We start from the raw sequence: 14,312 nt of genomic DNA, 5'->3' as shown, positions 1-14,312 counted from the left end.
CAAATGTGGGTGACACCTGGTCACCTGCATTACTATTGGTTACAGCAAATACTTAGACAAATACCTGGCCCTCGTTTAGAGTCTCAGTAAATTGTTGCCGGAGTAACCATATGAAAAAGCTCATTATTATTTTTATTGCAGCGCTGCTCTTAGTTGCCTGTTCCAGGTTGACTAAAGAAAACTACGATTTACTTAAATTAGGCATGAGTCAGGATGAAGTTCAGGCCATTATTGGGGCACCGAGCAATTGTTCTGAGACGTTAGGCACGACATCGTGTATCTGGGGCAGTGAAGATGGCAAACACATCAAAATCATTTTCCTGGGCGATAATGCCACAACCTTTAGCAACAACGGCTTAAAATAATCTCAAAGGAGTTTTACGATGAGAATTGCACTGTTTCTGGCTTGCTTTTGTCTGATATTTTCTTCAACTGGCTTTGCTCAAAATATCCTGAGAGTCTCAGGTCATGGCACCGTATTGACCGCGCCTGATGGCCTGCAATTTGACGTGATTATGCGTGAAAAAGGCCCCTTAGTGAGTAAGCTTTTTGCTTCTGTTTCGCAAAAAACGGAACAGGTGCAAAGTCTGTTAATCAAGCAGGGCGTTGAAAAACAGCACATCCAAAGTATGCAGATATTTGTTTCCCCGTGGATTGAATATGAAAACCAAAACAGGGAACAAAAAGGCTTTGAATTAACGCGCATCATTAAAGTAAATATCAAAGAAACTGAAGCATTAAGTTTGATTTTTGACCATGTTTTTCGCATCGCAAATGTTGAAATTAACAACATTCAAATGCTGGTCAATAACGAACAACAACACTATGAAACCGCGTTGCTTAATGCCATCGCTGATGCCCAGGATAAAGCTAAACAAATGGCTGGTAAGTTAGGGGTGTCTTTGGGAGAAGTTGTTGGCGTATCAGAGATATCTGCTAACCTGCCAGTGCATGAATCCGCAGGTATGATGCGTGTTGCTGCAAAGGATAGCTTTATGCCGGGCGAAACTGGAATCAGCGCGATAGTGGAAGTGCAATTCGCTATTAATTAGTGCCAGTTGATATATCTATATAATTAAGCAAACCTTGATCTTTGCTTAATTTCCCCAATATCGCTTTTCCCGAAAAAACAAATGCGTAATACAGCCCCTTTTTCTGTTTTACGCATACGAATGTAATTTGAAATCTGTTTTAAATTAATGCAAAACAAATTAAATTAGCATTCTCTCGAAATTGCAGGAAAGAATTATGGCGAAAACGAAAGAGCAGTTATACGATGAATTAGCGCAGGAAGCCGAAGCTATTTTGGCCGGTGAATCTGATATGATCGCTAATCTCGCGAACGTTGCCTCTCTTGTCTGGAATAAACTACCGTCCGTTAACTGGGCGGGTTTTTATCTTCTGAAAGGTGATGAATTGGTTTTAGGACCATTCATGGGTAAACCGGCTTGTGTGCGTATCCCGGTTGGTCGTGGCGTATGCGGTGCCGCCGCCAAAACTAAATTCCCACAGGTGGTTGAGGATGTTCATGAGTTTGAGGGGCATATCGCCTGCGATCACGCTTCAAATTCTGAAATTGTTATCCCGGTAATGGTCAATGGGGCGTTAATCGGTGTGCTGGATTTAGACAGCCCTGAAAAAGCCCGCTTCGATAAGATGGATCTGGTGGGATTGCAAAAAGTAGTTAAAATCGTAGAGGCTGCTTTAGCTTGAAGGAATTCTTTGATATTCACGTAGTTTTAGCTACGGCTGAAGACATGGATGTCTTTGATGAAGAGCAGGCAGAAGAAGCTGCTGAGCAGTTGAATACGATATTGCACCTGTTGTACGACAAAGCCGATGAAGACATCCCGGTAGAACAATTAGAGAATATGGTGCAGCACGTATGGGAAAATTGGCGAGAAGACGCCGATTTATTGTCAATTGATGCCCAGGATTTAAGTGATTGGGTTGACCAATTGCTGGCAACTTGGGATGATGCGCACATCTGAACAATTATTAACACAAGACTATTTCCATTAATGGATACTTCCGAAAAATTTTCTGACTCAAAACAAGTCATCCAATTCCTGACCGAAACATTTCCAGCGTGCTTTACCAGTGAAGGTGATGCAAAGCCGCTTAAGATCGGTATTTTTCAAGATCTTGCCGAGGCACTGAAAGATGAGCCACGGGTAAGTAAGACCCTTTTACGCAGTTCTTTGCGGCACTACACCAACAGCTGGCGTTATTTGTATTCCATCAAAGAAGGTGCAGATCGCGTAAGCCTTGATGGCAGTGCAGACGCTAAAGTTGAAAAAGACCATGAAGATCATGCGCAGTTGCAACTCAAAGAGAGTAAGCAAAAAGTCGCTGAGCGGAAAAAATCTGAAGCGAAAGCGCGGCAACAGGACGGTGAAAAGAAAAATTACAAAAATAAGTCAAAAGCTAATGGCAAGACTGCACCAGATAACGCTAAGCTAAAAGAACGCAAAGCGCCAGCTAACAGACCTAAACCTGAAAAGTTAACGGATTCAGATTTAGTCGCTGGTACCAAAGTGTCCGTAAAAGTCGGCAAGTCTCCGATGCCTGCGACGATAGTTGAAGTGGGCAAAGATGGCATTCAGGTTATACTTGATTCTGGAATGCAGATAAAAGTACAGCAAGACAACCTGCGACTTATAGCCAAAAAAAGGTAGTTGTATGAGAAAAGTAGTTCGTGTAACAGTTCTGTCAGCATTGCTGGCATCAATGGTATCCGGGAGTGTTTTCGCTTCTGACAATGCCCCCGAAGCACTGCCAGAGTTGAACCCGGAAGGACAACACAAGGTAGCTGCAAAGCGGATATCTGATTTGTTCACACGAGCTCACTACAAAGAAATACAACTCAACGACAGCACATCTGAAATGATCTTTGATCGCTATTTGCGTTCCCTTGATGCAAATAAATCGGTGTTTTTGGCATCTGACATCGAGCAACTGCGCAAATTCAAAGATGATTTTGATGAAGCCCTGTCAAAAGGCGATATGTCTGTCGCCTATAAAATGTATGAACAAAACCTGGAAAAGCGACTGGAACGATTTCAGTTTGCTTTGACACTGTTGGAGAAACCTTTCGACTTTGAAAAGGAAGGGGATAAATATTACTACGACAGAGAAGATGCCCAGTGGCCTGCAAATAATGCTGAATTAGACGAAATTTGGCGTCAGCGCATCAAATACGATGCGTTGAATCTGAAACTGGCGGGTAAAAACCAGGAAGAAATTAAAGATTTACTGGAAAAACGCTACAACCGCGCCATAAAACGATTACACCAAACCAAGAGCGAAGATGTGTTCCAGACGGTGATGAACGCGTTTGCGCGCAGTATCGAAGCGCATACCAGCTATCTTTCGCCTCGCAACGCCGAACGTTTTCAGATGGAAATGAACCTGTCTTTTGAAGGCATCGGTGCCGTGTTGCAACTGGAAGACGATTTTACCGTGATCCGCAGTATTGTGCCTGGTGGACCGGCGGATTTATCCAAAAAAATAAAACCGGAAGATAAAATTGTCGGTGTTGCTCAGGAAGGCGAAGAGTTTATTGATGTCATCGGTTGGCGTCTCGATGAGGTGGTAGAGCTGATCAAAGGGCCAAAAGGTACCGAAGTTCGACTACAGGTTGTTAAAGCCACCGGCGATGTTGCTGCACCTGAGGTCGTCGCCATTGTACGCGATAAGATTAAACTGGAAGATCGCGCCGCTCAGTCGAAAGTGTATGTACCTGAAGTCGGTGTGCACAAAGGCAAAAAAGTCGGCGTGATTACCATTCCATCTTTTTACAATAACCTGCATCAGGATGTGAGAAATGAGCTGGCCTCGCTGGAAAAAGATAACGTAGAAGCCGTTATTGTTGATTTGCGCGGCAATGGCGGCGGTTCATTAACCGAAGCAACGCTGGTGTCCGGATTATTTATTGATGAAGGCCCAGTAGTCCAGGTGCGTTACAGTACCGGTAAGATCAGTGTAAACAGTGATACTGATGGTGTGACATACTACGATGGCCCGTTAACGGTTATGGTGGACAGGTACAGCGCATCCGCATCCGAAATATTTGCAGCGGCAATGCAGGATTATGGACGCGCTCTAATTGTCGGTGAACAGACCTTTGGTAAAGGCACGGTGCAACAGCATCGGGGACTGGGACGTATCTATGACTTTTACGACAATCCGCTAGGCAGTGTGCAATTTACTATTGCGAAATTTTACCGCATTAATGGTGGCAGTACCCAGCACAAGGGTGTAGTGCCCGATATTCTTTTCCCATCGCCAATTGAGGCAGCAGAATGGGGAGAAAGCCAGGAAGATAATGCGTTGCCATGGGACAGCATATCACGAGCGAACTACACGACTTTCGGTGAAACCAGCTCAGCTGTCACCCAGGTGAATAGCAAATATCAACAACGCATAGCCACTGACCCTGAGTTTGCGTATATCTTTAACGATATTGAGCGTTATAAAGAGAGCAAAGATAAAGACTACATCAGTATTGTTGAATCAGAGCGCAAGAAGGAAAAAGAAGATCTGGAAGCGCAGCAATTACAACGGGTAAATGAAAGACTGGTGAGAATGGGCAAAGAAAAGATCACGACATTAGATGATGTACCAGAGGATTTAGAAGAGTTAGACCCATATCTGGATGAAGCGGTAAATATTACTCTCGATGTGGTAAATACTGGCAAGTATGCCATTAACCGTTGATCTCGATTTAATTCACTAAAAAGGGCTTTCAGGCCCTTTTTTATTGGTTGCAAAAAATTCCGTACGCGGTGAAGATTGCAGATTAATTACAAAAATAACAACATAACAACAAGGAATTTACATGAATAACAGAGGCGAGTTTTCAACGAGAATAGGTTTTATTCTTGCCGCTGCCGGCTCAGCTGTGGGCCTGGGAAACATTTGGGGCTTCCCTACACAAGTCGCCAGCAATGGTGGTGCTGCATTTGTTTTGGTATATATCATTTTAGCGTTTGTACTGGCCTATCCGGTATTGATGGCTGAACTAATCATCGGCCGTGCCACACGTGCAAACATGGTGGATGCGCTCGGGCAGGTAACCGGCCACAAAATAGGGCGGGCAACGGGGGTATGGGGCTTTATAACCGTCTCTCTCATTTTGTCCTTCTACGCTATTGTCGCGGGTTGGATGATTTCCCATTGTATTGAAGCGCTGATGTCTTTCCTGGGGCAAGATTCATTGTCAGACTGGCTCACCAGTCAGTCCCAGTCACGTAACCTGATATTCTGCGCTATATTCATTTCGTTAACTGCATCAATCGTGGTTGGTGGTGTCAGCGATGGCATAGAAAAATGGTCAGTGCGTTTGATGCCAACCCTGTTTGTTATTGTCGGCATTCTGATTTTGTATGTTGCGATGCAGGACGGTGCATCGGAAGGAATGCGGGCTTATTTGCTGCCGGATTTCAGCAAAATAGGTAATCCCGACCTGCTCATTAGTGCGATGGGGCAGGCGTTTTTCTCTATGTCGCTGGGGGTAGGGACCATGTTGGTGTATGGTTCGTACGTCAGTAAAAAAGAGAATCTGCCATCGTTAGGGGTGTCAGTGGCTCTGGTGGACATTGGCGTTGCCATTTTGGCCGGTCTGCTTATTATCCCGGCTATGTATGTTGCGATGCATAATGGCGTCACCATTTTCAATGAAAGCGGTGTGCTAATCGAAGGGTCTAATCTGATATTCGCGGTTCTGCCTGAACTGTTCAATACTATGGGTGATATCGGTAGCCTTGTTGGCTTTGCTTTTTTTGCGCTTATGATTATCGCAGCATTAACCTCGTCTATTTCAATGCTGGAAGTGCCGGTTGCCTATGTCGTCGAAAGTAAAAATGTAGCCCGTACGAAAGCGGTATGGCTTATCGCCGGAGCGATTTTATTGATCAGCGCCACGTTAGTATTTAATTTTGATTGGCTATTTGGCCTGGTGGTTTCACTGACAACAGAATATAGTCAACCCTTGTTAGGGCTTGTATTGTCTATTTACGCCGGTTGGGTTTGGAAAAGAAACGAAATTCTGCAAGAACTTAAAAATGGCAATGAAGCTGCCGAGCACTCATTTTTCTGGCGGGTATGGCCCTGGTACATTAAGTTTGTATGTCCGGTCATTATTGTCGTTATGTTTGTCCGCTCTTTCTTTTAAATTACCCGTTGTATCGAAGAGAATAAAAGATGTCAGAATCACAATATAAAGAACCTTCACTACTGGATTCCATTATCCCTATTGTCGTGCTTATTTCCCTGTTGGGCACGTCAGTGGTGGTATTCGGGAGTGACTCTTCCAGCGGACCCAATCAGATTGCATTACTGTTAGGAATGGCAGTAACGGCCATTGTTGGATTGAAGAACGGCTTTACCTGGAAAGAAATAGAAGAGGGGTTGATCAAGGGGATTTCAATCTCGTTAGGGGCCATACTGATTTTGTTAGCTGTTGGCTCCCTGATTGGCACCTGGTTATTGTCCGGGACGGTACCCACGCTAATTTACTACGGCCTTGAGCTACTTAATCCTACGGTGTTTTATACCGCCTCTGTGGTTATATGTGCTGTTGTTGCCATGAGCATTGGCAGTAGTTGGACTACTGCTGCAACTGTGGGTGTCGCTTTAATTGGTATCGCCAACGGGATGGGAATGTCCGAAGCGATTACTGCAGGTGCCATTGTGTCTGGTGCGTATTTCGGTGACAAGGTTTCGCCTCTCTCAGAAACCACCAACCTGGCACCGGCTGTCGCTGGTACGGATTTGTTTTCTCATATTCGATACATGCTGTGGACTACGGTACCGAGCATTGTAATCGCATTAATCTTATTCACCTTCCTGGGCTTTAATGCCTCCAATAACGTCGACTCAGAAAATATTGCTCAAATGCAATCTTTGCTACAGCAGGAATTCAATATTGAGTTTCATATGCTTATTCCCTTGTTTGTGTTGTTGGCAATGGCCATTAAAAAGGTACCGGCATTTCCTTCTGTGGGTTTCGGGGCGTTGCTCGGTGGCCTTTGGGCGATTTTATTTCAGCCAGAAGCCATAGCCCGGTTAGCGGATGGCGATTACTCCATTCCGATGGCGATTAAAGTGGTTTGGATTGCGTTGTTTGATGGCGTGTCGTTTACTACCACCGACGCTAATCTCAATGATTTACTTTCCGGTGGTGGCATGTCCAGTATGCTCAATACCATCTGGTTAATCATGTGTGCCATGTGTTTTGGTGCGGTATTGGAAAAAGTAGGCCTGTTAAAACGCGCTGTTAGCGCTATTTTGAAAGGGGCAAAATCCGCAGGAGATATGGTGACGAGAACTATTTTAACCTGTTTTGGTACTAACCTGATTACCGCTGATCAGTACATTTCCATAGTCATGCCGGGACGCATGTACAAAGAAGAGTTTAAAAAGCGCGGTTTACACCAGCTTAATTTGTCTCGTAGCCTTGAAGATGGAGGCACCATAACGTCACCGCTAATCCCCTGGAATACTTGTGGTGCTTACATGCACAGCGTATTGTTGGTACATCCCTTTGAGTATGCGGTTTTTGCCTTCTTTAATCTGATTAATCCGGTATTGGCAATTATTTATGCTTATCTCGGCATTAAGATATTGAGATTAGAGCCGCCTGAACATATACAAGTTACTACGAGTGATTCCCCAAATGGGACTTGCGGTCCCAATAACTAAAACAGGCAATAGATGGATAATTCTGCAGTAACGCCAGCCGCCAAACGGCTGGCTGACTATAAACCCTATGGCTTTGAAATTAAGTCAGTGGATTTGGTGTTTGATTTAGATCCACAGCGAACCCGGGTTACCAGTCGATTAAAAATTAAGAAAACCAACCTCAGCCAAAACAAGTTAATGCTTGATGGTGAAGGGTTGGCGCTATTGTCTTTCAAAGTAAACGGTCAGGTTTACGAGGCATTCCGGGTTGTTGAAAATGGCCTGCAGGTGGTATTTCCCTTCGAGAACGCAGACGTTGAAATTGTTACAGAGTGTCTGCCGTCTGAAAACAAGTCGTTAGAAGGCCTGTACTATGCGGCCAGTACTTTTTGTACACAATGTGAAGCCGAGGGCTTCAGAAAGATAACCTACTTTCCTGACCGGCCAGATGTGTTGACAACCTACACGGTGAAAGTCATTGCCGACCAGGAAAAGTATCCCTATCTATTGTGCAATGGCAATAAAACCGGGCAAGGAGAGCTGGCAAACGGGCGTCACTGGGCGACATGGCATGATCCCTTTAAAAAGCCCTGTTATTTGTTTGCTTTGGTGGCAGGTAATTTTGACCAGGTTACCGACCAATATACCACTATCTCAGGACGTGATGTTGCACTTGAGTTGTACGTAGATAAAGGCAATGGCAGCAGAGGTCAGCACGCACTGGACTCCCTGAAAAAATCAATGCAATGGGATGAACAAACCTTTGGTCTGGAATACGACCTGGACGTGTACATGGTGGTTGCTGTTGATTTCTTTAATATGGGGGCAATGGAAAACAAAGGGCTGAATGTTTTCAACAGCAAATTTGTTCTGGCGAATGCGGAATCTGCCACCGACGAAGATTATTTCAACATTGAATCTATTATTGCCCATGAGTACTTTCACAACTGGACCGGAAATCGGGTTACCTGCCGGGACTGGTTCCAGTTAAGCCTGAAAGAAGGCCTGACGGTGTTCCGCGATCAACAGTTTAGTTCGGATATGTCTTCCCATATCAGCAACCGTATCAAACAGGTGCGGGTCATGCGGGAGCATCAGTTTGCTGAGGATGCCGGGCCAATGTCACATCCTATCCGCCCCGACGAAGTGATTGAAATGAACAATTTCTATACGGTGACGGTCTACGACAAAGGTGCTGAAGTGATTCGCATGATCCACACTCTGCTGGGGCAGGATGGATTCAGGAAAGGGATGGATTGTTATTTTGAACGTCACGACGGCCAGGCCGTAACCTGTGATGACTTTGTGCAGGCTATGCAGGATGCCAGCGGTGTTGATTTATCGCAATTCAGACGTTGGTATAGCCAGTCAGGTACGCCGGTAGTATCAGTGTCTAAACACTACGATCCGGCGAATAACACCCTGACGATAAGTCTAAAGCAAACTCACCCGCCAACAGCAGGTCAAAAAGAAAAACAAAACTTACATATTCCGGTGGCCTGGGAATTGTTCGATAAGCGTACCGACGAGGTAAAAAGCGGGGTTTTCAGTTTATTAAATGACGCTGATGATCTGGTCATTGAAAATGTAAATGCGGAACAAAATATCGCGTTGTTTACCGACTTTTCTGCGCCAGTAAAGGTGCAGCAGGCAATCGATAACAGCGAGTCGCTGGAAATCATGTTGTATGCCAAAGACAGCTTTGCGCGTTGGGATGCTGCGCAGTCGGTATACTCTGATTTAATCTGGAAGCGAGCTGATACCGGGGGGGATGTTGCAGGTGACATAGCCGCCATTGCTCAACAATTGATATCTGCCGGTATTTCCGACCTTGGTCTGCTGAGCGAGCTGTTGTCTTTACCTGGCTTTGAATACCTGAGTGAACAACGTGAAAAAGTGGATGTTTTAACGCTGTATAGCGCCAGAGAAGCGGTTCGAAAAAGTTTGGCCGATGCACTCAACACATTCGCTGTCGACTATATTGAAGGGTTTGAAAATAAGCCGTATCAGTATGAGACCAGCGATGCAGAAAAGCGCCGGTTGAAGAACTTATTGTTGCAATACCACACATTGGCCAGTGGCCAGACTGATTTGGCACAACAGCAATTTTCTTTAGCGAATAACATGACCGATTCGCTGGGCGCGTTACATGCGCTGAGAACCCCAGGGACCCTGGGTTGTTTTGAAAGTTTGATGTTAGACTTTGAACAAAAGTGGCATGACGACGTACTGGTACTTGATAAGTGGTTTGCGCTACATGCCGGCACCGACAGAGACGATATCTTGCCCACTTTGGATTTGCTCACCAGCCATCAGCGCTTTACGTTTGATAATCCTAACAGAGTGCGTTCAGTTGTTGGTACATTTGCTTTTTACAATGTTCCGCAGTTTCACAAAGAGGATGGTTCCGGTTATCAATATGTCGCCGATAACATTATTCGACTTAACAGTGTTAATCCCCAGGTTGCATCGCGCATAATTACACCACTATTGAAGTGGAAAAAGCTCACAGGTCCTCAGGCTGAAAATATGCGTCTGCAATTAACGCGTATCGCTGATACGTCAGGATTAAGTAAAGATGTGTACGAAAAAGTAACCAAAAGTCTTGGCTCTGATTAAATCAGAGCCATTTATTTAAAAAATATTCACAAAAATGAAAAGTTATTTTTTCAGCCTCAATATCAGTTATTTCGATTGTGAAAATCTTTATCGACCTCAATTGAACACCTGTTTGATGACGTCCGACTCAGGCGAAAAAGTGCAACTTCCCACCAAGAATCTCAGGCCGTATGTAACGAAAACAGGGATTCAGGGGCGATTTCGTCTAATCGTGGATGAAAATAACAAGCTCAAATCCTTTGAAAAAATTGCCTAGCCAGGCTATTACTTCGTTTACCTAAAATAAATAAATGTTGATATAACCGAACCTTACCATCATTTTAACTGGTACGATTAGTTCTTGCGTCCGTATTAAAATGATGTAATCATTTTGTTAATTATAAGCATGCACTCTGTGTTTATAGGGTACACACAACACCAGCCTGCAGAGACAGGGGAGAATAAAAATCATGATCAAAGGGCCTCGTATCTTCAAAAAGTCGCCTCTTGCCATTGGACTGGCCGCTGCTACCGTTATGTCGGTTCCAGCCCACAGTGCAAATTGGGAAGTCGGTGGTTTCAATATTACGTTCGATTCAACCTTTTCACTGGGAACCAGTTATCGGGTTGAAGACCGTGATTTCGGGAAAATTTCTAACAGTAGCCAACCCAACCTTGACTGGACCGGTTATAACATGACCACCAATATCATTTATGAGGGTGAGGATATCTGGAGACTGAATGACGGTGTCGGTGCCTATTCAGCGAACGGCGACCTGGGAAATTTAAACTTTGACAGGGGTGAAGCTTTTTCAACCGTATTTAAAGGCGTGCACGAATTAGACATCAACAAAGGTGACTGGGGTGTCTTCTTACGTGGCATGTACTACTACGACTTTGAATTGATGGACGGTGATCGTCCGTGGCAAAACCCTATCTCCAGCCAGTTGTCAGGTAACGATGGCCGCAGCGATCTGTGTGATGACCCAAGAGCAAAAGAAAACGCCTGTACTGACGTGCGGTTATTGGATGCGTTTTTCTATTGGGACACCTATCTGGGTGAAAAGCCATTCAGCTTGCGTATTGGTGACCAGGTGATTTCCTGGGGTGAGAGTACCTTTATTCAGCATGGTATCAATACAATCAACCCGGTGGATGTAGGTCGTGCCAGAGCACCAGGTGCGGAACTAAAAGAAGTATTTATTCCGGTGGGAACGGTATTTGCCTCATTGGGCCTGACTGACAGTTTTAGTGTCGACGCTTATTATCAGTATGAGTTTGAACGCAGTGTTTTACCCGTGTCTGGTACCTATTTTGGCACCAATGATTTCGCCGGTGACGGCGGTCACCTAAATAACATCCAGTTGAGCTTTACCCGTAACCCGGATATAGACCAGGCGTTTTTAATTAATTCTCTCAATCAAATTGGCGCTGCTGTACGTGCCGGAGCAGATCCGACCGCTATGGGCTCTGCATTGTTAGCACATGCAACCAAAGTGGCGATTCGTGCTGAAGGCGACGACTTCTACAACGACGCCAGTGACAGTGGTCAATACGGTGTTAAGTTTACCTACTTCTCTGAAGCCTTAAACAATACAGAGTTTAGCTTCTACCATCTGAATTATCACAGCAGCCGTCCATTACTTTCCGGACTTAGTGCTGACTACAGAGGACAGACTATTGCGCAAGATATAGGATTTCTTGCTGCTAATGAGATCACAGCGTCAAATATCACAGATTTAAAAATCTTCCCTAAAGCAGCGGCATACTTCCCGGAAGACATCAAACTGTACGGTATGAGCTTTAACACCAGCGTGGGTGAAACCTCTCTGGCAGGTGAAATTTCATTCCGTCCTGATGAGCCGATGCAGATTGACGATGTAACCCTGCTTTACGCGGCATTCCCGGAACAGTTAGCTGCAGCAGGACTGCGTCCTGATCTGGCGGGAATTTCTCAGTACGACTCGTACATAGGTCATGCACCGACTCCTGGTGAATTCATTGAAGGTTTTATTGAATTGGATAGCCTGCAGTTGCAGTTAACCGCGTCCCATTTATTTGGACCGGTTGGATTCATAGATAACCTGATTGTTTTGGGTGAAGTGGGTTACGTCGAAATCCAGGATATGCCAGATCCAAGTGTGTTAGCGTTGGAAGCTCCAGGCACACACCGTTCAGTACCTCTGGTACCCATTACTAATCCTGATGGCTCAGTGTCTACCCGTGAAGGCTTACATGTTGGTTTATCTAACGGTCCGGAAACCGGTGCTCAGTTTGCGACTGATAATGCATGGGGTTACCGCTTACTGGCTGTAGCAGACTTTAACAACGTGTATAGTGGTATCAACTTAAGAGTGCGCTCTACGTTTGCCCACGATGTTGACGGAACCACACCAAATCCGTTGTTCCTGTTCACTGAAGATAGAAAATCGGGCAGCATCAGCTTCACTTTCGATTATCTGAGCAAGATGTCCGGCACCTTCTCCTACAATGCATTCTGGGGTGGTGGTCAGGCGAATGACTTATCCGATCGTGACTTTATCTCTTTTGACTTTAAGTATTCCATCTAAGGAGCGAATATAATGAAAAAACTGGCCCTGATTGCATCTGCAATTACCATGGCGCTGTCAGTAAACGTGGCAAATGCCAAAGTTTCTGAAGCAGAAGCCGCCAAGTTAGGAACCGAATTAACTCCGTTAGGTGGTGTCAAAGCTGGCAATGCTGATGGCAGTATTCCCGCGTGGGGCGGTGGTATCACGAAAGCACCGGATGGTTACACACCCGGCGATTTCCACCCTGATCCATTTACCGCTGACAAGCCGTTATTTGAGATCACATCCGCTAATCTTGAACAGTACAAAGCTTTTCTGACGCCTGGTCAGATAAAGCTGTTTGAAACCTATCCAGACACTTACCGCATGCCTGTGTACGAAACGCGACGCACAGCATCGAATCCACAATGGATCTACGATCAGGCAAAAGTAAATGCGGTTAACGCCGAACTAGTGCAAGGTGGTAACGGCATCAAAAACGCCTCAGGAGCAATTCCATTCCCGATCCCTTCAAATGGTCTGGAAGCTATCTGGAACCACTTATTGCGATATCGTGGCCAGGGAGTGCAGCGCTTTGGTGGTCAGGCTGCGCCGACAGCCAGTGGAGATTTCACTGTTATCGGGTTTGATGATGTTTTAATGATTAAATATTCTCAGCGCGATGCGACACCTGAGTCTCTGTTTGAAGAAAACGTACTGTTTAAATTCAAACAAAAAGTGACGGTACCAGCGCGTCTGGCAGGCACAGCGTTACTCGTTCATGAAACCATGGACCAGGTAAAAGAGCCGCGGAAAGCCTGGACGTACAATACAGGTCAGCGCCGTGTGCGCCTGGCGCCAAACGTGGCCTATGATGCCCCGGGAACAGCGGCTGATGGCCTGAGAACCAGTGATGATCTGGATATGTTTAACGGTGCTCCGGACCGCTATAACTGGGAGTTAAAAGGTAAGCAAGAATTATATGTTGCTTACAACAACTACAAGTTGCACAGTGATCAGGTAAAATACGACGACATCTTAAAACCTGGTCATATCAATCCTGACCTGACGCGTTTTGAAAAACACCGTGTTTGGGTTGTTGAAGCCACACTGAAAGAAGGTGTCAGACACATCTACGAAAAACGCGTGTTCTTCATCGATGAAGATAGCTGGCAAATCCAGGTCGCGGATATGTATGATAATCGCGGCGAATTGTATCGGGTTAATATTGCTTATGGCGTAAATTATTATGAAGTTCCTACTCATTGGTCTACGCTTGATGTTAACCATGACCTCAACTCACGTCGTTATCTGGCGGTGGGACTTGATAATGAAGAGAGTATGTATGACTTCTCTGTAGAACTTCAGGATCAAGATTTCACTCCACAGGCGCTAAGAAGAGAAGGGCGTCGCTAAAATCTGTGTTGTTTGGTGGCCCACAAAAGGGCCACCTTTTTCTATGTTGAAGGATTTATGAAATCAGCAAAAAGTATTCTCGTT

Annotated in this window: 12 protein-coding genes; all 12 read left to right on the top strand. The window is 45.1% G+C overall.

The window, feature by feature from the left end:
* Positions 1 to 110 precede the first annotated feature (110 nt).
* The 12 genes from LJ740_RS03225 (at position 111) to LJ740_RS03170 (ending at position 14,228) form a co-directional block, all read left to right on the top strand.
* On the top strand, positions 111 to 365 hold the full coding sequence (locus tag LJ740_RS03225) for a DUF3862 domain-containing protein (protein ID WP_229527614.1): 255 nt from the start codon (positions 111 to 113) through the stop codon (positions 363 to 365).
* Positions 366 to 383: 18 nt separating this feature from the next.
* Positions 384 to 1,052 (top strand): SIMPL domain-containing protein, encoded by a 669-nt coding sequence (locus LJ740_RS03220; RefSeq protein WP_229527613.1) that lies wholly within the window; start codon positions 384 to 386, stop codon positions 1,050 to 1,052.
* 196 nt (positions 1,053 to 1,248) lie between these two features.
* A complete protein-coding gene (locus tag LJ740_RS03215; RefSeq protein ID WP_229527612.1) occupies positions 1,249 to 1,713 on the top strand; it encodes a GAF domain-containing protein in 465 nt (154 codons plus the stop codon).
* Positions 1,710 to 1,991 (top strand): hypothetical protein, encoded by a 282-nt coding sequence (locus tag LJ740_RS03210; RefSeq protein WP_229527611.1) that lies wholly within the window; start codon positions 1,710 to 1,712, stop codon positions 1,989 to 1,991. Before LJ740_RS03215 ends, LJ740_RS03210 begins: the two co-directional genes overlap by 4 nt.
* 30 nt (positions 1,992 to 2,021) lie before the next feature.
* Complete coding sequence (gene proQ, locus LJ740_RS03205; RefSeq protein WP_229527610.1) at positions 2,022 to 2,678, top strand: RNA chaperone ProQ; 657 nt, start codon at positions 2,022 to 2,024, stop codon at positions 2,676 to 2,678.
* Positions 2,679 to 2,682: 4 nt separating this feature from the next.
* Positions 2,683 to 4,719, top strand: a complete 2,037-nt coding sequence (gene prc, locus LJ740_RS03200) for a carboxy terminal-processing peptidase (protein ID WP_229527609.1) — start codon at positions 2,683 to 2,685, stop codon at positions 4,717 to 4,719.
* Between the two features lie 121 nt (positions 4,720 to 4,840).
* The gene (locus tag LJ740_RS03195) at positions 4,841 to 6,175 is read left to right on the top strand and encodes a sodium-dependent transporter (RefSeq protein WP_229527608.1); all 1,335 of its coding nucleotides are present in this window, start codon (positions 4,841 to 4,843) and stop codon (positions 6,173 to 6,175) included.
* A 29-nt stretch (positions 6,176 to 6,204) separates the two neighbouring features.
* Positions 6,205 to 7,704, top strand: coding sequence for a Na+/H+ antiporter NhaC (gene nhaC / locus LJ740_RS03190; protein WP_229527607.1), 1,500 nt, complete (start codon positions 6,205 to 6,207; stop codon positions 7,702 to 7,704).
* 12 nt (positions 7,705 to 7,716) lie between these two features.
* Positions 7,717 to 10,302 carry an aminopeptidase N gene (pepN, locus tag LJ740_RS03185; protein ID WP_229527606.1) on the top strand — a complete coding sequence of 862 codons (2,586 nt, stop codon included), beginning with the start codon at positions 7,717 to 7,719 and terminating at the stop codon, positions 10,300 to 10,302.
* A 34-nt stretch (positions 10,303 to 10,336) separates the two neighbouring features.
* A complete protein-coding gene (locus LJ740_RS03180) occupies positions 10,337 to 10,558 on the top strand; it encodes a DUF2835 family protein (RefSeq protein WP_229527605.1) in 222 nt (73 codons plus the stop codon).
* 193 nt (positions 10,559 to 10,751) lie between these two features.
* The gene (locus tag LJ740_RS03175; RefSeq protein ID WP_229527604.1) at positions 10,752 to 12,851 is read left to right on the top strand and encodes a DUF1302 domain-containing protein; all 2,100 of its coding nucleotides are present in this window, start codon (positions 10,752 to 10,754) and stop codon (positions 12,849 to 12,851) included.
* 9 nt (positions 12,852 to 12,860) lie between these two features.
* Positions 12,861 to 14,228 carry a DUF1329 domain-containing protein gene (locus LJ740_RS03170; protein WP_229528033.1) on the top strand — a complete coding sequence of 456 codons (1,368 nt, stop codon included), beginning with the start codon at positions 12,861 to 12,863 and terminating at the stop codon, positions 14,226 to 14,228.
* Positions 14,229 to 14,312 lie beyond the last annotated feature (84 nt).

This window comes from Planctobacterium marinum, from assembly GCF_020687805.1.
Classification (GTDB): Bacteria; Pseudomonadota; Gammaproteobacteria; order Enterobacterales; family Alteromonadaceae; genus Planctobacterium; species Planctobacterium marinum.
Note: the sequence above shows the minus strand (reverse complement) of the source record. Positions and strands in the feature narration are given on the sequence as shown.

Coding starts and splice junctions, on each gene's coding strand:
- LJ740_RS03195 (WP_229527608.1), top strand. CDS start 4,841: ATGAATAACAGAGGCGAGTTTTCAACGAGAATAGGTTTTATTCTTGCC.
- LJ740_RS03180 (WP_229527605.1), top strand. CDS start 10,337: ATGAAAAGTTATTTTTTCAGCCTCAATATCAGTTATTTCGATTGTGAA.
- LJ740_RS03175 (WP_229527604.1), top strand. CDS start 10,752: ATGATCAAAGGGCCTCGTATCTTCAAAAAGTCGCCTCTTGCCATTGGA.
- LJ740_RS03225 (WP_229527614.1), top strand. CDS start 111: ATGAAAAAGCTCATTATTATTTTTATTGCAGCGCTGCTCTTAGTTGCC.
- LJ740_RS03220 (WP_229527613.1), top strand. CDS start 384: ATGAGAATTGCACTGTTTCTGGCTTGCTTTTGTCTGATATTTTCTTCA.
- nhaC (WP_229527607.1), top strand. CDS start 6,205: ATGTCAGAATCACAATATAAAGAACCTTCACTACTGGATTCCATTATC.
- prc (WP_229527609.1), top strand. CDS start 2,683: ATGAGAAAAGTAGTTCGTGTAACAGTTCTGTCAGCATTGCTGGCATCA.
- proQ (WP_229527610.1), top strand. CDS start 2,022: ATGGATACTTCCGAAAAATTTTCTGACTCAAAACAAGTCATCCAATTC.
- LJ740_RS03215 (WP_229527612.1), top strand. CDS start 1,249: ATGGCGAAAACGAAAGAGCAGTTATACGATGAATTAGCGCAGGAAGCC.
- pepN (WP_229527606.1), top strand. CDS start 7,717: ATGGATAATTCTGCAGTAACGCCAGCCGCCAAACGGCTGGCTGACTAT.